Below are 17,145 nucleotides of genomic sequence, written 5' to 3' on the forward strand. Positions count from 1 at the left end.
ACAGGCATCAGCGCTTGCCCGCGGAACCCCATCAAGGCGCCGACGCGGTTGTCACCTGCACGGCCGGGCCAACTGCAACCGGCTCGGGCATCGCTACATCGCCGCCCAGCTGGCGGATTTGCCGAATCTGCTGGACCCTGTTCAGGTTTTCCCAGGCGACGGGATAGTGCCCCGGCGACAACTCGATCGCGCTGCGGAAGAACTGCTCAGCCACATCCAGCTTGCCTTCCACCAGGCAGACATAGCCGACATCATTACTGGCCTCTGCACGCTTTTCGACCTGTTCGAAGGCAGACACCGCCTCTTCATAGCGCCCCATGCGAGCCAGCAGCAACCCATAGTTGCGCCAAAGCGGTTTGTAGGTGCCGTCGTAGCTCACACCACGCTTGTACCGAAGCTCGGCATCGGCCCATTGCCCGGCCATGTAGTAGGAATACCCCAGGCTGTTCTGCACCAACGCCGAACGGGGGTCGATGAGCTCGGCCAGGCGGTAGTAGGTCTGCGCCTCGGCGAAGTTGTCGGCCAGATCCGCGAGCACCCCGAGCCCGTTGTAAGCCTTGAGTGGTGACTTGCTGTCGACCCTGAGCGCAGCCGCCCCTGTCTGGGTGTTGGCTGGGTCCTTGGCGAAGCGTTTCTGATCCACGGCAACTGCCTTCAACAGCATCACCTTGGCTTGCTCATGTTTACGCATGGACAGGTTCAGCAGGCCCATTTCAGTCAGCGCATCAGGGTTTTCCGGCGCCTTGCTCAATACCTCGGTGAAAGCCATCTCGGCAAGCTGGTTATTGCCGCGTTCGCGGTGGATACGGCCAACCCAGACCAAGGCCTCATAACGTTCGGGCGCCAGCTCGAGGACGCGCAGATACTGGTACAGCGCCTGGTCCAGGTCACCGGCCTGGTAAGCCATAGCAGCCATCTGCATCGCCTGGTCGGGCGAGTTGCTCTGCGACTGCACCTGATAGAGCACCGAATTGCCAGCGGAGTAGACAGAACGCACCCCATTCAGGTCAGGCCCCGTGCTCTGGCACCCCGAAAGCACGGCTATCATGGTCAACAGCAAGCTGATCCTGTTCATGTCATGGATTCCCGAACGTTCTAAGTACCCCGATTATCACCGGGCCGATGGCGACCAGAAAAAAGCTTGGCCACAGACAGAAAATTAGCGGAAAAACCAGCTTTGTTCCGATTTTCGCGCCCATTTCTTCTGCGGCCTGCATGCGCCGGTCACGAAACTCCTCGGCATAGATGCGCAAGGTGGCCGCTACGCTGGTACCGAAGCGGATGCTCTGGGCCAACAGGCTGACCAGGCCCTGGATGTCTTCCAGGCCGGTGCGGTCCGCCAGTTGTCTGAGCGCTTCGGTACTGGAAATGCCGGCGCGGATCTGCGCATTGACCAAGGCCAGTTCCTCGGCCAGCTCGGCCTGGCTGACCGCCATTTCTTCGGCCACCCGCTCGATGGCCTGGGGCAACGCCAAGCCCGACTCCACGCAAACCACCATCAGGTCCAGGGCATCGGGGAAGGCCGCACGCAACCGCCCCTGCCGAGCCGTCTTGCGCTTGTCGATATACAGTGCCGGCAGCAACCATCCGACAGCAGCCCCTATGAGCACCACAGCGATAATCATGGTTGAGGAAAGGTTGGGTACCAGTGGCAGTGTCAACAGCGATATACCAACCAAAATCAGTGGCAACAGCAAACGAACCGCCCAGTACACCTGTACCGCTGACGCCGAGCCGTAACCCGCGTGGGTCAAAAGGGTTCGGGTGGCTGACGCCTGCCCTTGCTCAGACGGGCCAAGGCGCCGACCGACCCGCTCCAGTAGGAGTTGCAGATTGCCTGGCGCCTCCCGCCCGGCCGCAGCGCTGGAGTGATCACGCTTGATTAATGCAAGACGACGTTGCAGAGGGCTCTGCAACCCCAGCACCAGTAACGTCACGGTGATCACCGCAATGACCGTACTTACCCCGATCGCGCCGACGATCAGCAGGCGTGTCAGTGCCTCATTGTCCGTCACCCGACTCAATAAACCGAGCAAATAATCCATGACCGACGCCCCCGTTGAGAGAACTGCTTAAACCTGGATTCGGATGATTTTGCGAATCCAGAAGATCCCAACCAACATGGAGCCAAAAGCCGCCATGATGAGCTTTTGGCCGAAAGGATCGTTGACCAGCGTTGGCAAATACGTGGGGCTAGTGAGCATGATCCCCGCCGCCAGCACAAAGGGTACGGCCACCAGCACCCAAGCCGACATTCGCCCTTCGGCTGACATGGTCTTGACCTTGCGTTGAAAGCGAAAACGCCCCCGGATCAGGCTACTCAGACGCTCCAGAACTTCGGTCAGGTTGCCGCCAGTCTCGCGATGAATGAGGATCGAAGTCACCATCATCATCACCGTCATACTCGGCACCCGTTCCAGCAGGCCAAGCATGGCCCGGCGCACATCGTTACCGTAGTTGATATCGGCGAAGGTCAGGCCGAATTCATGCGCCACCGGTCCCTTGTGCTCATCTGCCACCAGGCGCAGGGTTTCATTGAAGGGATGCCCAGCGCGCAATGCCCGGCACATGGCTTCCAGCGCATCCGGCAAACCCTCCTCGAATCTGGCGAAACGCTTGCCACGGTCATGGGTAATTTTCAGCAGCGGCAGCCAGAACGCCGCGAACGCTGCCGCCAGCGCCAGCCACCAGTAAGGAAAGAACATCCAGGCCAGCATCCCGGCAGCTGCTGCCAGCGCCAATCCTAGCAGCAGTACCCGATAGGCCCGGTACTCATGCCCGGCCTGCTCGATCAGTTGCGTCAGCGTCGCCATGAAGGGCAATTGCTCGAGCCGCGCCTCCAGCGGCGACAGGCGTGTCAGGTATTTCTGCCGCAGCACGGTCTGCATGTTCGGCAGATGACTTGCCCGCTCCAGGAGCACAAGTCGACTGCGGATACGCTTGCGTACCTTGCCCGCCTCGCCGAACACTGGCACTGCCAAGCCTTGGCTGAGGAGAAACACGGCAATGAACACCATGCCAAGAAACATCAGGATGAATTCACCGGGTATCTGGCTCATGGCTGACGAGCCTCCATCCATTCAGGCCTGAACATCGTCAGCGGCAACTCGATTCCGCGCTTGGCCAAAGAATCGCGAAACGCTGGGACCATGCCACTTGGCCGGAAGTCACCAAGCACCTGGCCCTGCTCGCCCACACCATTGCGGACAAATGAGAAGATCTCGGTCATGGTGATGATTTCACCCTCCATGCCGTTGATCTCCTGCACGCTTACCAACCGCCGCTTGCCGTCTTCCTGTCGCTCCAGCTGGATCACCACATCGATGGCCGATGCGATCTGCTGGCGCATGGCTTTGATCGGGAATGTAGCGCCAGACATCAGGACCATGTTCTCGACCCGGCCCAACGCATCGCGCGCGGTGTTGGCGTGGATGGTAGTCAGTGAACCATCGTGCCCGGTGTTCATCGCCGTCAGCATGTCCAGCGCCTCGGCACCACGCACCTCACCGATCACGATACGGTCGGGGCGCATCCGCAGGCTGTTGCGCACCAGCTCCCGCTGGCCCACCTCGCCGCGCCCCTCGATGTTCGCAGGCCGTGTTTCCAGGCGCACCACATGCGGCTGCTGCAGCTGCAGCTCGGCCGAGTCCTCGATGGTGACGATGCGCTCGTTGTGGGGAATGAAACTGGACAGCACATTGAGCATGGTGGTCTTGCCGCAGCCGGTGCCGCCGGAGATCAGCACGTTCAGCCGGCCTCGCACGATCGCCTTGAGCATCAGCGCGATGGCCGGGGTAAGGGCGCCGGCCTGGATCAGGCTGTCGATATTGAGCAGGTCCACCGCAAAGCGGCGGATCGAGATGCTCGGCCCGTCGATGGCCAGCGGCGGGATGATCGCATTGACCCGTGAACCATCCTTGAGCCGTGCGTCGACCAACGGCGAAGACTCGTCGATACGCCGGCCGAGGCTGGAGACGATGCGGTCGATGATGTTCAGCAGGTGCTGATCATCGCGAAAACGCACATCGGTGCGCTGCAACTTGCCGAACCGTTCGACGTATACCGAGTCATGGCCGTTGACCAGAATGTCGGACACCGTATGGTCGGCCAGCAGCGGCTCCAACGGGCCAAGGCCAAGCACTTCGTCGGTAATCTGCTTGATGATCAACTGGCGGCTGGCAGAGCTCACCGGCGCCGAATGCTCATCGAGCAGACGCTGGCAGATATCGCGGATCTGCCGCACAGCCTCGGCCTGCTCGAGCGAATCGAGCAAGGACAGGTCCATGACCTTGAGCAGTTGCTGATAGGTCTTCTCCCGCCACTCGGCTTCCACCGATGTGACCTGGCTTTTCGTTTCAAACAGAACATCCGGTGCTGAATGTTCCCACGCCATCAGCGCCTCTGCCGGGTCCTTCGCGCCTCCACCCTGCTTCGACGGCGTCGATGCCTCGGGGGGGGCTGCCTGTTTGCGCAAACGGTTACGGAAATCGCTAAGCATGGTTCACCCCCGAAAAACACGCTTGAAGGCGCGTTTGAACAGTCCGTTTTCAGTGTCCACCTGCTTGCCAACCAATTCCTCGGCCAGCCCACGCAGCGCCTGGGTGATCGCGGAGCGAGGTGCTTGCAGACCTAATGGCACACCTGTGTTCTGGCTCTGGTTGATGACGCTGAAGTCATTCGGCAGTTTCACGATATTGGTGCAGCGCAGCGCCTCGCCAATATCCTTGAGGCTGACCGGTGCCGCCTTGTCGTAGCGGTTGACCACCACCTCCAGCTGGTTGCCGCGTACGCCCAGGTCATCGCGCAGAATGCGCGCCAGGGAACTGGCGTCGCGCAGGTGGTTGACGCTCTGCTGCACCACGACATACACCCGGTCGGCCTGCTCCAGCACCGAAGCGGTGATGTGATCGATCTGCCGCGGCAAGTCCGCCACTACCCAGTCATAGTTGGCCCGCGCCAGCTGCAGCAGCGCATCGAGCTGTTCGGCCTGGACATCCTGCGGCAGGCACAGCTCATTGGCGCGGCTGCCAAGCACATGCAAGGACGGGCTGAAATGGCTGCAGAAGCCGCGCAATGCAACACCATCCATTTCTTTTATCTGCTGCAACACATCCAGTTGGCTGTGCGACTGCGCCACATCCAGATGATGCGACACGCTGCCAAACTGCAGGTCCAGGTCAAGCAACAGGGCGTTGCCCTTGATGCTGAGTTGATGCGCCAGGTTGCAGGCCAGCACCGTGCCGCCGGAGCCCCCCTTGGCATTCATCACCGCGATCAGTTTGCCTGTTGCCGTGCTGTTGGCCTGGGTTTCCATGACCATACGGTTCAAGGCTGCGATAAGTTCCGTGGCAACGATAGGCTCCGGCAGAAAATCGCGCGCACCAGCCTGCATAGCCAGGCGCATGCCTTCCCGATCGTCCAGCTGGCCACATACCAGCAGCGGCGGGCGCTCATGGGCCGGGCGCTGCAACAGGGCCGCCAGTTCCTCACGCCACAGCTGGCCAACGCGCAGCAGCAGGAAATCGGGCATCCGGTCGAGCCCGTAAAGCGGGTCGCAATGCCCATTGCTCACCTGACGAACATTCACCTCCAGACCGGAGATGCGCTGACAGATTTCTTGTAATTGACGCAAGGCCAAGGCGTCGGAACTGCTGATCAACAGACGCATCCCGGGCTTGATGGATGTAGCGGATACGGAACTCTCCCTAAGATTCAGCATGGCGTGATCTCCGGTACGACATCCGCCTCGGTATGACGCCCGAGGCTCTCGCGAGGTAAGGTCGCCTTGAATACTGGCAAGGTAATGGGCACGCCAAACCCTGGAATAAACAGGCTGAATTGAAAGTTCTGCAGCGTCAGTTGCACATAGCGGACAGCGGCAAACCCGGTGGCACTCACCAGATCACCGGGGTTGGCGACCTGTGCACCGTTCTTGTCCAGGTAACGCAGAGTCAGGTCCGAGGTGTCCAGACCGGCCAGCAGGCTGCTGGCGCCACTGTCGCCCGCACTGTTGAATATCGCCCGGCGCAGCACCACCGGATCGCTGATATTGCACACCGCTGCCAGCCGTGCGCCACGCCGAACGGACTCATTCAGCACATTCACGGTGTAGTACAGCCGGCCTATTTCCAGCACCCCGAACAACAGCGTGAACATCAACGCACTGACGATGGCGAACTCCACCACGTAAACGCCCTGCATGCCTCTGCGCTTCATCACAGTGCCCTCATCACGGTGGTAGCGACCAACGGGAAGTTCAGCGCCGTGCCGTTGCCGATAAAGGCCGGAATGCCGCTGGCGATCAGTGGGGAAAAGACCGCGCTGATGGTCACCTGCACGTGGTCGTTGGTGCCCGCTACCTTGGTAACCTGCACGGTGGTATTGGCAGGCATCCCGGTCAGGCTGCAAGGCGGCGCGGAAGGTGCACCGTACACCGCCACTTTCTTGGTCATGCACTCGAGGTCGGTGCTCACCTCGACCTTGCCCAAGGTCGAGTTCCAGGCCTGGCTGGCCACAAAGCGCGCGGCATCCCGGCTGCCCTGCAGCAAGCTGTTGTATTGGTAAAGCATGCGGCCAAATTCGCCGAAGGCCAGCAAGGTCAGGAGCAACAGTGGCAGAGTGATGGTGAACTCGACGATTGCCACCCCTTGCTGACGCTGCGCACGCTTGAGCCGATAAAGTTCCATGACACGCTCCTAGGAGTCGGTGCTCGGTGTGCCACTGCCACTGATAAAGGTTTTGTACAGCTGGATGATCTGCGGGCCGGAATCGTCTTGCGGTGTAGGTCCAGGCACGCCGTCACCCTCGCATTGCTTGACGAACTGGCCGAAGATCTGCGAATCCCCACCTGAGTTGTCCGCTGGCTGCACTACGTAGAAGCAACCGAAACCGATGACCGGAATCGACGATGCCCCCGAGTTCTTGCCCGAACAGTCCCCCACCACGATCTTCAGCATCCGTCGCTCGAAAACTCCACCCGACTGGCAACCCGTACCGCCTGCGACACATGCGGCGGTCTGCGCGGCATAGTCGTTGTAGTCGAACAGCGGCGTGCCGCCAGCAGACAGGTTGCCATTGCTCGAAGTGACGACTTGGCCTTGGTGCTCCACCTTTTCAGTTTTGTCGTTGTACTTCATCGCCGGGTTGCTATAGCTCGTAACCAGATCGGGCGGATAGTCCGTGCTATTGAGCGACCCGGCGTACTCGCCGAAGCGAGTATTCAGGCCTTTCACAGCAGGGCCAACCGTGTTGCCAGGCTTGGTAGCGGCGTTGTCACCGACATTTCGGCAAACCGAGGCGCCACCAGCCATAAGTTCGCCAACAGCCTTGCCGCCCGAGCCAAAATCGAGCAGCTGAAAATTGCCCGGGCCAATCGGGTCGCTGTCCTTGGAAGCTGATTTCAAGACCTCCAGGTCACCAAAGCGATACCCCCAGAACATGCCGGTATCCGGGGTGTATTTGGTCGGATCCCCACACACCAGCAGCGGCGCAAGATCACATGGACTGGTGGGGCTCGGCCCGGCGGTGGCAATCGCCGTCACACTTTTGGTCCCCACGGTTCCTGTACCGATTGACTGGGCGAAGCTCCAGAAAAAGCCCGCCAGTGAGTAATTCGATACCGAGACCCGCACATAGGTGGCATTGGCCGGCCCGGGGAAGGAGAAAGGCCCATAGACATTGTCTGCCAACTCCACCACGGCAAATCCGCCAGGGTTGCCGCCGATTGCCGTCAACAGCTCCGTGTTGCCAGCGGCCTTGGCATTTTCGTCAAGGGTGAAGAGCGCGGCTGCTCGCGTGGTACTGGCGGCATTGCCAGAGCCCATCACCTGGCTCAGGGTCTTGGCGCCACTGAGGGCGGCGGCGTCCACGGCATTCTGCAGTCGAGTCTTGTTCAACAACATGTGACCGCCATCGAGCACCAACGCTGCCATCATCAGTATCGCCAACAGGGCGATCACGATAATGACAGTCACTGCCCCCCGCTGTTGGCCTGGCGGCGCGGTGAACATCCGTTGGGCTCGAGGAGTCATTGTCACGCCCTCAATCAGCGAGTTGAGTCGGAGACTTGGATCTGGATTGGCTGACCGATCTGCTGTGCATCACCAGTCGTCCCCCGGTAGCTATTGATCACCTTCTCCAGTAAAGGCCCGTCAGAGCCAGCAGCCGGCACTTCAGTGCCTGGGTTGGCGGCTACCTGCTTGTCGGCAATCTGCTGGTAGGTGGTCTGGTAGACGCTGTAGCCCAACGGGCCAACGCGCCCTTCGTCGTACGACATGCAACCCGACAACCCCGACAGCAGCACGCAACACACGATCATGCTTCTCATGCTGGTTCTCTCCGATCAATTCAGGTCATGGCCAAAGTTGCCACCGCTGACACCGAGGCTGACGGGCACCGCGCGCCCCGGCTCACTGCCCTTGGTCTTGCCAAGCAGGTAGAAGTCCAGGTCACTGGGTTCGACGAATTTCTCGGTGGGCAGGCGCACCGCCTTGGCGTCCACGGGCTTGGCGAGGTGCGGCGTCACCAGGATCACCAGTTCGGTTTCACCGTTGATGAACGATTGGCTGCGGAACAGGTGCCCGAGTATCGGCAGGTCCCCCAGACCCGGGAAACGGCTGACGAAATCGCGAGTGTTTTCGCTGATCAAGCCGGCGATGGCAATGGTCTGGCCATTGCCCAGTTCGACCGTGGACTCTGCGCTGCGCTTGGTCAGCGACGGAATAACCTGGGAAACTCCATCGCCCAGGATGCTGCTGAGGCCCGTGTCGAGTACCAGCGAGTTAGCGTTGGAAAGCTCGCTCACCGAGACATTCAGGTTGAGGTTGATACGCCCGGAGTCGAGCACCACCGGCAGGAACTTCACGCCGACACCGAATTCCTTGTATTCGATGGTGATGCCATCATCCTCGGTAATCGGCACCGGGAACTCGCCACCGGAAATGAACTCCGCCTGCTGGCCGGTAAGAGTGGTGAGGGTGGGCTCGGCAAGCACCTTGGCCGAACCATTGTCCTTGGACGCCTCCAGCACCACGTTGAAGAGGAAATCGTCGGACAGGAACTGGGCGAACAAGCCTTTGCCGCCACCAATCAGCGAACCTGGCGAAAGGATCGACCCACCGCCTGGAGTCAGGCCCAGTCCTTGACCATTGTTGAACCCGCCACCGCTCCAGTTGCCGGATGAACCAAGTGCATTGAAGCGTACGTTGAGGTTCTTGATCAGGCTGCGCTGCATCTCGGCCACTTTCACTTCCAGCATCACTTGCTGGCTGCCACCGACGCTGAGCAGGTTGATCACCTCAAGGGACTGGGCCGGGGCCGCTGCGGCAGCTTCACCTTTGCCCTGCACCACACTCGAGGTCTGCGCGGCATAGGTCTTGGCCACTTTCATCGCTGTGTCCATGGCCGCGGCGCTGCGCACCTGACCACGCAGTACCAACGCGCCTTGTGCGCTGAACACCTCGATGTTCTCCTCGGGCAGCAGCTGGTGCAGTTTGGTCTTGAGCCCGGTGAGGTCATGCACGACCTCCACATCCATGGTCTCGATCAAGCGGTTGTTGCTGTCCCACAGCAGCACGTTGGTAGTGCCCAGGGAACGGCCGAGCAGGTAGAGCTGGGTCGGGCTGGTGATCAGGATATCGGCGATATCCGGGTTGCCGACCGAGATCTTCCTCACCGGCGTACGAGCGCTGATCGTCCGCGACTTGTAGATGGGCACCTGGACCATATTAGTGTTGGCCGCCGGCATGGCGCTGTATCCCGATCCCGGTTCTGCAGCCTGCGTCACACCGACGAACAGCAGCTGCGTACCCAGCCCGCACAACAGGTACATCCCCAGTCTCTGCAAAGTATTCATGCACAACTCCTTGCGAGGTATTCTTGTTCCTGCCGAAGGTTAGCCATTCGGACGCCAGCTGCTTTAGAACCGTGCTTTCGCTACTTCAACTTCAGTCCCGCGGATGATGGTGACCGCGCCACCATCACTACTACGATTTACCACCGGTCTTGGTTGGGGTTTGAATGCTGGCGTTGCAGCCTTCACCGGCTCGACAGCGGCAACGGCTGGCGCCTGCTTCTGAGCGTCCAGCGGATTGCGCAGGGCCAGCTGCAACTTCCCTTCGGATTGCGCCCTGACCAGCACCTCGGCCTCTTTGGCCGACATTTCCAGGGTCACGGCACGTACCACCACCGGCTGGGTCTTGTCCGTCCCCGCTGTCTGGTCCACAGCCAATACCCGGAGGTCCTGGAGGATGGTTCTGGATTCAGCGTCATTACTACCGCCATTGCTTTGCTTGGTCGCCAGAACATCGACCCGGTTACCCGGCAACAGGAACCCGCCCACCCCGACCACATCATCCACACGCACCGAAATGGCGCGCTTGTCTGGAGCAATCAACGAAGCCAGGGTACTGCCACCCAGGTGCTCGGCCAGGCGCGCGCTACGCAGCACATCGCCGCGCAACAGTGCGAAAGTGGCAATCTTGCCAACCACCTTTTCATTGCTGTCAAAGGCATCGTCAGGTACCGCATCCTTGGGCATGCGCACGATGGCGACCTGCTGGGCCTCGATCATCTGCCCGAACGGGATCTCCACCGTGGCCACCACCACGTTCTTCATATTGTCATCCGGGGCGGCGTTGAGCCGACCGTTGAGCCAGTTGTTGGCCATCAAGGCGGCACCAAGTCCCAAGGTCAGGGAAACAGCTACCAGGGTCAGCGTACGGGCACTCATGTCTGCATCTCCTTATCCAAGGAAGTCGATCTGGACGAAGTAGCTACGCCAGGCCCATTCCAGCTCCTGCGGCGACAGCGGCCCCTCACCGCCCAGGTAGCGCTGGCGGTCGAGCGCCATGTTCAGCAGGTCGCGAGGGTGGCAGGGCACCAGCGGCACGCCTTCGGCCTCGTACAATGCCTGTAGCGCATAGCGCAACAACGACGGGTCGTAAGCCTGGCCCAGGCGTTCGCATTCCTGGCGCCAGATGCGTTCGTACTCATCGACTTTCAGGTAGCTGAACTGCAGCTTGTAGCCAATGCGCCGCAAGAAGGCTTCGTCGGCCAACTCCAGCGGGTTGAGGTTGGTGGAGAACACCAGCACCAGATCGAACGGCAGTTCGCAATGGCGCCCGCCACCCAGGTTGAGGAAGTCGCGCTTCTCTTCCATCGGCACGATCCAGCGGTTGAACAGTTCGGCCGGGGCCATGCGCTGGCGCCCCATGTCGTCGATGATGAACAGGCCATTGCTGGCCTTGAGTTGCAAGGAGGCCTGATACTGGCGGGTGCTCGGATCGAAACGGACATCCAGTTGCTCCATGCCCAGTTCGCCGCCAGTGATCACCACCGGGCGCTTACAGCGCACCAGCCGGCGATCGATGCCTTCGTTCAGCAACAGGCTGGTGGATTGACCCTCCTCCTCCAGGCGCTGATGCACCTGAGGGTCATACACCTCGATAACCGACTCATTGATTTCTATGGCATGCGGTACCCAGATGGCTTCGGCGAACAGACGAATCAACCGGCTGCTGACGTAGGTCTTCCCGGTGCCTGCGGGACCGTAAATCATGATCGCGCGCCCGGAGTTCAACGCTACGCCCAGTTGATCGAGCATGCTCTCCGAGAGCACAACACCTGCGAAGGCCGAGTGCATGTCCTGCGTACTGATGCGGCCATGGTGGATGGTCTGCAGCTTGAGCAGGTCACGGTAGGTACTTACAGGGAAGGGCGCCGCGCCGATATAGCCGCTGCGCGCCAGTGCATCGCGAGCGGTGGCACGGCCGCGTTCGGTCAGGCCGTAGCGCAGCACCTGCCCCCCCGTTTGCACACCGACCTGACCCAGTACTTCAACGCGGCCATCCTTGCGCAGAAAAGCCAACACTTCTTCTACCACCGCACCGGTCAGTGCCAGGCGCTCCACCAGGCGCGACAGATCCAGCGTACCGGCGTCGTACAGGTGCTTGCACAGCAGATCAGCGAGAAAGCTTTCTGCCAGGCCAGTCTCACGGACTGTACGTGGCTGAGGTGCCAGACTCTGCACTGCGTCCTTGTCACAGGCGCAGGCACCACTGTCTCTGAGTGCGTACATGGTTAGCCTCCCAGGCTATAGGCCAAGCGGTTGCCAAAAAAGGCTGACAAGGGTTCCGAGAAGAATTGCTATGGCGTATGGGAAAGGCTTTCCAGCCACTTCATCAGCCTGCGGTGCGAAATACGCCTTTGCTTTCAACATCAACCAGTAACGCGACAAGGTCATCGGTAACTGGCCACGCACTAGAATTAGTAGAAGACCACATAGACATCCGGCAATCAGGCTCAGGAGTGCCGCGCTGAGCGCGACGTTCCAAGAAAGAAAAGCGCCGACCATGGCCATTAGTTTGACATCGCCGGCAGCCATCCCTCCCAAGGCATGCATTGGGAGAAAAATGGCGAAGCCAATCAGCAACCCCAGCAACCCATAACCGAAACCACTGACTCCGGCGGAGTAAGCCTGACCAGCCAAGCCCAACCCCAGCCCCACCAGAATCAGGAGGTTGGGAATGCGGTGGCGACGAAGGTCGCTCGCCACCGCGATACCCAGCAGCCCCATTAGCAAAACAGTCATAACCAACTGCTCTCTGGTCATCACCGCCTCTCCCTGCTGGATGATTATTTCTATTAGCACGCCGCCCCTTTAATGGCAGTGCAGAGACTCTGCATCTTTGTTTGCACTTCAGTTCCGAGAGTAGTGAATATCCCAACAACAAGTGCCGTCACCAACCCACCAGCCACCGCATATTCCACAACGGTCAGGCCATCTTCATCTTTGACGAACTTCAGGACCGAAGCCTTGATAGTTTGCAGATTCATTTCGCTCACCTCGCTAAGGACATTATTTTTCTTCCCGGGCAGTGGTGTTTTGCACTACCTGTTGCGAATCCTAGTCAGAGGCTAACAGCAGTGGTTAGGAGATTTTTGCGAATCGCTAGGACTTTTTTGCGGCCATTGGCCAGCATCGAAAAGGTGGGCAAGCCCACCAGTAAAACAGGCAGTAAACCCGAATATGAGAAGCACTTTCGTACGCATTTGCAGCCGGTTCAGGGAAAGGTTCTGGCACGTTTGTTCAAAGCCGACAAGCGGTCGTCATGAGCAGAGGCCAGGTCAAATGCGGAACCCGTCTAACATCAGGGTTTTACAAAAACCATAGAACCCCTTAAGCAAAAACGTTCTAAGGTAATAACCAAATTGCTCGGCGACTTAATAGTGTTTTGACAATACTGCTGCTCGTAGGGAAACTCCCCAGCATAAGGTTAAGTCACGATGTCTAACCCGGGCACAAAGCCGCTGTTGTTGTGGTTCGATCTGACACGCGATCGTTCCACCGAAGCGCTGATGGCACAGTTCAGTCATGTCTGCGATTGCAAACTGGCGAAGGCCGTCGCGCATTCCGAACGCCAGCAGGCAGATATGATCTGCATGCATTTCGATCGCCCCGACACCCTCAACCTCAACCTGCTGCTGGAAGTGAAACGCAACTCACCATCCATCCCGGTCACCATGTTCACCGTGCAGCACTCCGAAGAGTTGGCCGTCTGGGCCATGCGTTCGCGGGTCTGGGAGTATCTGGTATTGCCGCTGACAAGCGGTGAGAAAAGTCGCTACATCGATGTCCTCAGGCAGCTTTGCGACATACGCCGCGCCAGCAAGGCCTCAGGCCATGCGCAGCGCATCGATCACCTTCCCTCCCTGCCGGACAGCATTCGCCTGACCGGCGAACACCACAAGCACCAGGCGCTCAGCAAGGTCATGCCGTACATCGACCAGCACTTTCGCGAATGTGTCGATCAAAAGGAACTCGCGCAGCGCTGCGGCATGACCACGGCCCGCTTCAGCCGCCTGTTCAAGGAAGTCAACGGCGTTGGGTTTCTGGATTACATCCTGAGCAAGCGCATGAACCTGGCCATGGACCTGCTCGTCAACAGCCAAATGCCGATTACCAGCATTGGCTATGAGGCAGGCTTCAAGGACCCGTCCTACTTCGCCCGCACCTTCAAGCAGGTCAGCAACTGCACGCCCAGCGAATACCGCCAGGCCCGCCAGCTCGAAGCGACGGCCAGCGAAACCGAGCCCTTGAAAGATACCAATGCAGCCGTGGCAGACAATTTGTTGCAGGGTGCGGGGACTCAAAAGTATCGCTGAAGCACTACCCGTTCATATGCGCTTGAAATATTGACTGCCATCGCTATACGAGCCAGTTCAAGGGTGCTCTGCCCAATTGAGTAACTACCCCGCGCCTGCAACCAAACCAGAATGTCGGCAAGATGCCAGAGAGCAGTGCTGCCATCGTGCACGGGGGCAGGGAAGTTATGTGAATGCGCCAACATCAATTTCCGCATGTTTTGCCGAGATACGCCTATGATTTCAGCCACGTCGGAAAGCCCTACAAGATCGGGGGTCGCTTCGATGAGGCGAGCGCCTGGCACCACTCTGCAAACATCTTTCAAAGCGCTCTCGATAGCCTCTTTCGCAGTAGGGGACTCGCGGATGAAGGCAAGCGCCAAGCGGCCCGGTTGACCTACGCCAACCACCGCATCATCGCATCCGCCTTCAGCCAGACGCTCCAGTAGCGCATCGGTATCTTCGTTTTCGCTCAATTGATACTTGAGGGTGAACTCATATTCCACTGCTTCTACTCCTCTCCGGCATTTGGTGCGCCTAAGGCAACTTTGCTGCCCGAACAGTTATCAACCACACGCCTCAGCTGACGCGCCAAATTGCCAGGGCTCCTCGGGGTGCTCCAGATACTGGTAATGCGGCAAGCGTGCACGCCACACTACAGAATTGATGATGCTGGGAGTCGCTGTAAGTAACTGTTGGGAATTGTCCTACGCAGAATCGGGACTTCGACCCGAAGAATGTTTTAGAGGCCCGTAGAAGCAAGCAGTGCTGTCAGAGCAACCCGTCCGCCTGCAACAACGTCTCCAGGCAATGCTCCTGCACCCCGTAAAACGCCTTGAGCTGCCCGATCTTCTCCAGCAACGCGCCGTTGTCCCCTGCCTGGCGCCGCTTCACCGCAAGAATCATCTTGTTCTTGTTGGTGTGCTCCAGCGAAATGAACTCGAACACCTTGGTCTCATACCCGCAGGCTTCGAGGTACAGCGCGCGCAGGCTGTCGGTCAGCATCTCGGCCTGCTGGCCCAGGTGCAGGCCGTACTGCAGCATCGGTTGCAACAACCCTGGGCTGTGCAGTTGCGGGCGGATCTGCTTGTGACAGCACGGCGAGCACATGATGATCGCGGCGTTGCAGCGGATGCCGGTGTGGATGGCGTAGTCGGTGGCGATGTCGCAGGCATGCAAGGCGATCATCACTTCGATGGCCTCGGGCACCACGCTACGCACGTCACCACATTGAAACTCCAGGCCCGGGTGCTCCAGGCGCAAGGCGGCGGCATTGCACAAGTCGACCATGTCCTGGCGCAGCTCGACGCCGGTTACCTGCGCTTCGCGGCCCAGGCTGTTGCGCAGGTAGTCGTGCATGGCAAAGGTCAGGTAGCCCTTGCCAGAGCCGAAGTCGGCCACCCGCAGCGCCTGCTCCGCCGGCACCGGGGCGCTGGCCAGGGCATGGTCGAAGACTTCGATGAACTTGTTGATCTGCTTCCACTTGCGCGACATGGACGGGATAAGCGCGCCTTGTGCGTCAGTCACGCCGAGGTCACGCAGGAACGGCCGCGACAGCTCCAGGTAGCGCTTCTTCTCGCGGTCATGGCCGCTGCTGCTGGCAGCTTCGCGCGGTGCCTGTGCGCCGTGGCGCTGGAGCATGGGCTTGCCCTTCTTGCTGAAGGTCAACTGCACTTCACCGTCGGCGTCGAACAGGTGCGCGTTGCGGAAGCTGTCCGGCAGCAGCTCGGCGACCAGCGCCTGGGCCTGGTCCAGCGCCAGGTTGCGGGTGATGTCGCGGGTCTGGTGGCGATAGACCAGCGACAGGCACGGCTGGCCCTTGACCTGCAGCGGCTTGGCAATGATCCGTTGCAAGGTCTGGTCGGCACCGACATGGCGCGCCAATACCAGTTTGACCAGGGTATTGCCATGCAGGGCGGCGTTCAGCAGGTCGAGAAACTGGGTGCGCGCATCCGGCGCGGATGGGGCAGAAGAACTGGCGGACATGGAAAAACGGTGCCTCGGATAGCGGGGAGCGCATGGCGCAATGCGCGCATTCTACAGGGTGGCTAACTTCCTGTGGGAGATCGCCCAGTCGTTTGGGCTGCGCTGTCGCGTAGAGAACTGAATTCGCAAGCGGTACGCGTACCCTGTGGGAGCGGCTTTAGCCGCGAAGAATCCAACGCGGTGCATGGCACCGGCTGCGCCGGTGTTCGCGGCTAAAGCCGCTCCCACAGAGTCCCTGCTAATTCAATGAGTTATGTGCAGTTCTATGGGAGCGGGCTTGCCCGCTCTCAAAAGGGGCGCGTCAAGCCATCGGGGTTCGGTTCAATCGAGAATCACCAACCGGTTGGGCAACTCGTTACGTGCATGGGTAGGCGGCACATGCTCGCTGAGCAGTTCGCCGCACGCCTCGATGCACTCGACAAAACCCTGCAAGGTGCGGCCCTGGCGTACCTGTTCGGCAAAGCGGGCGACGATGGCCGCGCGGGCGGTGGCATCCAGGTAGTGCTCGATGCCGCGGTCGACCAGGATCTCCACATGCCGCTCCGCCTCGCTGACGAAGATCAGTACGCCCGTGGCACCAGCAGTGCGCTGCAGGTTCTGTTCGCGAAACTGCTGGCGGGCCAGGCGCGAGGCGCGCCAGCGGCGCAGGGCTCGGGGGATCAGCCAGCCGGCCAGGCGTGGGCTGCGCAGCAGCAGGCACAAGCCGACGAACAACAGCACATTGGCCACCAGCAAGCCACGCACTCCGGGCCAACCCAGCAGCCAGTGAAACAGGGCCGGCACGGCCAGCGCCAGCACGGCGGCCCAGAACAACGGCCAGTAGGCGTAGTCATCGGCCCGGCGGGCCAGCACCGTCACCAGTTCGGCATCGGTGCGCCGTTCGGCACGGGCAATGGCTTCGGCGATCTGGCGCTGATGGTATTCGTCGAGGGGGGTCATGCCGTCGGTCTCTTGAGCGTTCTTATAGTTGTTGTCCCGGCATTCGGGGCTTCGTCCGCAGGCGACATATTCAGGCAT

At 60.1% G+C, this 17,145-nt stretch carries 18 protein-coding genes; 1 reads left to right on the forward strand and 17 read right to left on the reverse strand.

Annotated features, from left to right (window positions below; all coding sequences use genetic code 11):
* Positions 1-31: 31 nt before the first annotated feature.
* The 14 genes from ABIB24_RS06155 to ABIB24_RS06220 all read right to left on the reverse strand — a co-directional run bounded on the left by ABIB24_RS06155 (position 32) and on the right by ABIB24_RS06220 (position 12,834).
* Entirely contained in the window at positions 32-1,075 is a 1,044-nt protein-coding gene (locus tag ABIB24_RS06155; RefSeq protein ID WP_085614245.1) for a tetratricopeptide repeat protein, read from the reverse strand.
* 1 nt (position 1,076) lies between these two features.
* Positions 1,077-2,045, reverse strand: coding sequence for a type II secretion system F family protein (locus ABIB24_RS06160; protein WP_137162314.1), 969 nt, complete (start codon positions 2,043-2,045; stop codon positions 1,077-1,079).
* Between the two features lie 27 nt (positions 2,046-2,072).
* Complete coding sequence (locus tag ABIB24_RS06165; protein WP_354316224.1) at positions 2,073-3,059, reverse strand: type II secretion system F family protein; 987 nt, start codon at positions 3,057-3,059, stop codon at positions 2,073-2,075.
* Entirely contained in the window at positions 3,056-4,498 is a 1,443-nt protein-coding gene (locus ABIB24_RS06170) for a TadA family conjugal transfer-associated ATPase (RefSeq protein WP_354316225.1), read from the reverse strand. The genes ABIB24_RS06165 and ABIB24_RS06170 overlap by 4 nt, the downstream gene beginning before the upstream one ends.
* 3 nt (positions 4,499-4,501) lie before the next feature.
* Positions 4,502-5,719, reverse strand: coding sequence for an AAA family ATPase (locus tag ABIB24_RS06175; RefSeq protein WP_354316226.1), 1,218 nt, complete (start codon positions 5,717-5,719; stop codon positions 4,502-4,504).
* A complete protein-coding gene (locus ABIB24_RS06180; protein WP_289514493.1) occupies positions 5,713-6,216 on the reverse strand; it encodes a TadE/TadG family type IV pilus assembly protein in 504 nt (167 codons plus the stop codon). The genes ABIB24_RS06175 and ABIB24_RS06180 overlap by 7 nt, the downstream gene beginning before the upstream one ends.
* Complete coding sequence (locus tag ABIB24_RS06185) at positions 6,216-6,686, reverse strand: TadE/TadG family type IV pilus assembly protein (RefSeq protein WP_354316227.1); 471 nt, start codon at positions 6,684-6,686, stop codon at positions 6,216-6,218. Before ABIB24_RS06185 ends, ABIB24_RS06180 begins: the two co-directional genes overlap by 1 nt.
* A gap of 9 nt (positions 6,687-6,695) precedes the next feature.
* Positions 6,696-8,009, reverse strand: coding sequence for a TadE/TadG family type IV pilus assembly protein (locus ABIB24_RS06190; protein WP_354316228.1), 1,314 nt, complete (start codon positions 8,007-8,009; stop codon positions 6,696-6,698).
* A gap of 35 nt (positions 8,010-8,044) precedes the next feature.
* Positions 8,045-8,326 (reverse strand): hypothetical protein, encoded by a 282-nt coding sequence (locus ABIB24_RS06195; protein WP_354316229.1) that lies wholly within the window; start codon positions 8,324-8,326, stop codon positions 8,045-8,047.
* A 15-nt stretch (positions 8,327-8,341) separates the two neighbouring features.
* A complete protein-coding gene (locus ABIB24_RS06200) occupies positions 8,342-9,829 on the reverse strand; it encodes a type II and III secretion system protein family protein (protein WP_137164737.1) in 1,488 nt (495 codons plus the stop codon).
* A gap of 87 nt (positions 9,830-9,916) precedes the next feature.
* A complete protein-coding gene (gene cpaB, locus ABIB24_RS06205) occupies positions 9,917-10,729 on the reverse strand; it encodes a Flp pilus assembly protein CpaB (RefSeq protein WP_137162321.1) in 813 nt (270 codons plus the stop codon).
* A 12-nt stretch (positions 10,730-10,741) separates the two neighbouring features.
* The gene (locus tag ABIB24_RS06210; protein WP_137162322.1) at positions 10,742-12,076 is read right to left on the reverse strand and encodes a DUF8689 domain-containing protein; all 1,335 of its coding nucleotides are present in this window, start codon (positions 12,074-12,076) and stop codon (positions 10,742-10,744) included.
* Between the two features lie 15 nt (positions 12,077-12,091).
* Complete coding sequence (locus tag ABIB24_RS06215) at positions 12,092-12,610, reverse strand: A24 family peptidase (RefSeq protein ID WP_137162323.1); 519 nt, start codon at positions 12,608-12,610, stop codon at positions 12,092-12,094.
* Between the two features lie 32 nt (positions 12,611-12,642).
* On the reverse strand, positions 12,643-12,834 hold the full coding sequence (locus ABIB24_RS06220) for a Flp family type IVb pilin (protein ID WP_137162324.1): 192 nt from the start codon (positions 12,832-12,834) through the stop codon (positions 12,643-12,645).
* Between the two features lie 450 nt (positions 12,835-13,284).
* Between ABIB24_RS06220 and ABIB24_RS06225 the strand changes: the two genes are divergently transcribed.
* Complete coding sequence (locus ABIB24_RS06225) at positions 13,285-14,163, forward strand: response regulator transcription factor (protein ID WP_137162325.1); 879 nt, start codon at positions 13,285-13,287, stop codon at positions 14,161-14,163.
* On the opposite strand, the gene ABIB24_RS06230 is transcribed toward ABIB24_RS06225, so the two are convergent.
* The 3 genes from ABIB24_RS06230 to ABIB24_RS06240 form a co-directional block, all read right to left on the reverse strand.
* A complete protein-coding gene (locus ABIB24_RS06230; RefSeq protein ID WP_289514492.1) occupies positions 14,148-14,648 on the reverse strand; it encodes a helix-turn-helix transcriptional regulator in 501 nt (166 codons plus the stop codon). The two genes, ABIB24_RS06225 and ABIB24_RS06230, sit on opposite strands and share 16 nt — an antisense overlap.
* 265 nt (positions 14,649-14,913) lie before the next feature.
* Positions 14,914-16,128, reverse strand: a complete 1,215-nt coding sequence (locus tag ABIB24_RS06235; RefSeq protein WP_354316230.1) for a class I SAM-dependent methyltransferase — start codon at positions 16,126-16,128, stop codon at positions 14,914-14,916.
* Between the two features lie 321 nt (positions 16,129-16,449).
* The gene (locus ABIB24_RS06240) at positions 16,450-17,067 is read right to left on the reverse strand and encodes a TPM domain-containing protein (protein WP_025340464.1); all 618 of its coding nucleotides are present in this window, start codon (positions 17,065-17,067) and stop codon (positions 16,450-16,452) included.
* Positions 17,068-17,145: the final 78 nt, after the last annotated feature.

The organism is Pseudomonas sp. UYEF17 (genome assembly GCF_040546125.1).
GTDB classification, from domain to species: domain Bacteria; phylum Pseudomonadota; class Gammaproteobacteria; order Pseudomonadales; family Pseudomonadaceae; genus Aquipseudomonas; species Aquipseudomonas putida_Z.

Coding starts and splice junctions, on each gene's coding strand:
- ABIB24_RS06155 (WP_085614245.1), bottom strand. CDS start 1,075: ATGAACAGGATCAGCTTGCTGTTGACCATGATAGCCGTGCTTTCGGGG.
- ABIB24_RS06160 (WP_137162314.1), bottom strand. CDS start 2,045: ATGGATTATTTGCTCGGTTTATTGAGTCGGGTGACGGACAATGAGGCA.
- ABIB24_RS06165 (WP_354316224.1), bottom strand. CDS start 3,059: ATGAGCCAGATACCCGGTGAATTCATCCTGATGTTTCTTGGCATGGTG.
- ABIB24_RS06170 (WP_354316225.1), bottom strand. CDS start 4,498: ATGCTTAGCGATTTCCGTAACCGTTTGCGCAAACAGGCAGCCCCCCCC.
- ABIB24_RS06175 (WP_354316226.1), bottom strand. CDS start 5,719: ATGCTGAATCTTAGGGAGAGTTCCGTATCCGCTACATCCATCAAGCCC.
- ABIB24_RS06180 (WP_289514493.1), bottom strand. CDS start 6,216: ATGAAGCGCAGAGGCATGCAGGGCGTTTACGTGGTGGAGTTCGCCATC.
- ABIB24_RS06185 (WP_354316227.1), bottom strand. CDS start 6,686: ATGGAACTTTATCGGCTCAAGCGTGCGCAGCGTCAGCAAGGGGTGGCA.
- ABIB24_RS06190 (WP_354316228.1), bottom strand. CDS start 8,009: ATGTTCACCGCGCCGCCAGGCCAACAGCGGGGGGCAGTGACTGTCATT.
- ABIB24_RS06195 (WP_354316229.1), bottom strand. CDS start 8,326: ATGAGAAGCATGATCGTGTGTTGCGTGCTGCTGTCGGGGTTGTCGGGT.
- ABIB24_RS06200 (WP_137164737.1), bottom strand. CDS start 9,829: ATGTACCTGTTGTGCGGGCTGGGTACGCAGCTGCTGTTCGTCGGTGTG.
- cpaB (WP_137162321.1), bottom strand. CDS start 10,729: ATGAGTGCCCGTACGCTGACCCTGGTAGCTGTTTCCCTGACCTTGGGA.
- ABIB24_RS06210 (WP_137162322.1), bottom strand. CDS start 12,076: ATGTACGCACTCAGAGACAGTGGTGCCTGCGCCTGTGACAAGGACGCA.
- ABIB24_RS06215 (WP_137162323.1), bottom strand. CDS start 12,610: ATGACCAGAGAGCAGTTGGTTATGACTGTTTTGCTAATGGGGCTGCTG.
- ABIB24_RS06220 (WP_137162324.1), bottom strand. CDS start 12,834: ATGAATCTGCAAACTATCAAGGCTTCGGTCCTGAAGTTCGTCAAAGAT.
- ABIB24_RS06225 (WP_137162325.1), top strand. CDS start 13,285: ATGTCTAACCCGGGCACAAAGCCGCTGTTGTTGTGGTTCGATCTGACA.
- ABIB24_RS06235 (WP_354316230.1), bottom strand. CDS start 16,128: ATGTCCGCCAGTTCTTCTGCCCCATCCGCGCCGGATGCGCGCACCCAG.
- ABIB24_RS06240 (WP_025340464.1), bottom strand. CDS start 17,067: ATGACCCCCCTCGACGAATACCATCAGCGCCAGATCGCCGAAGCCATT.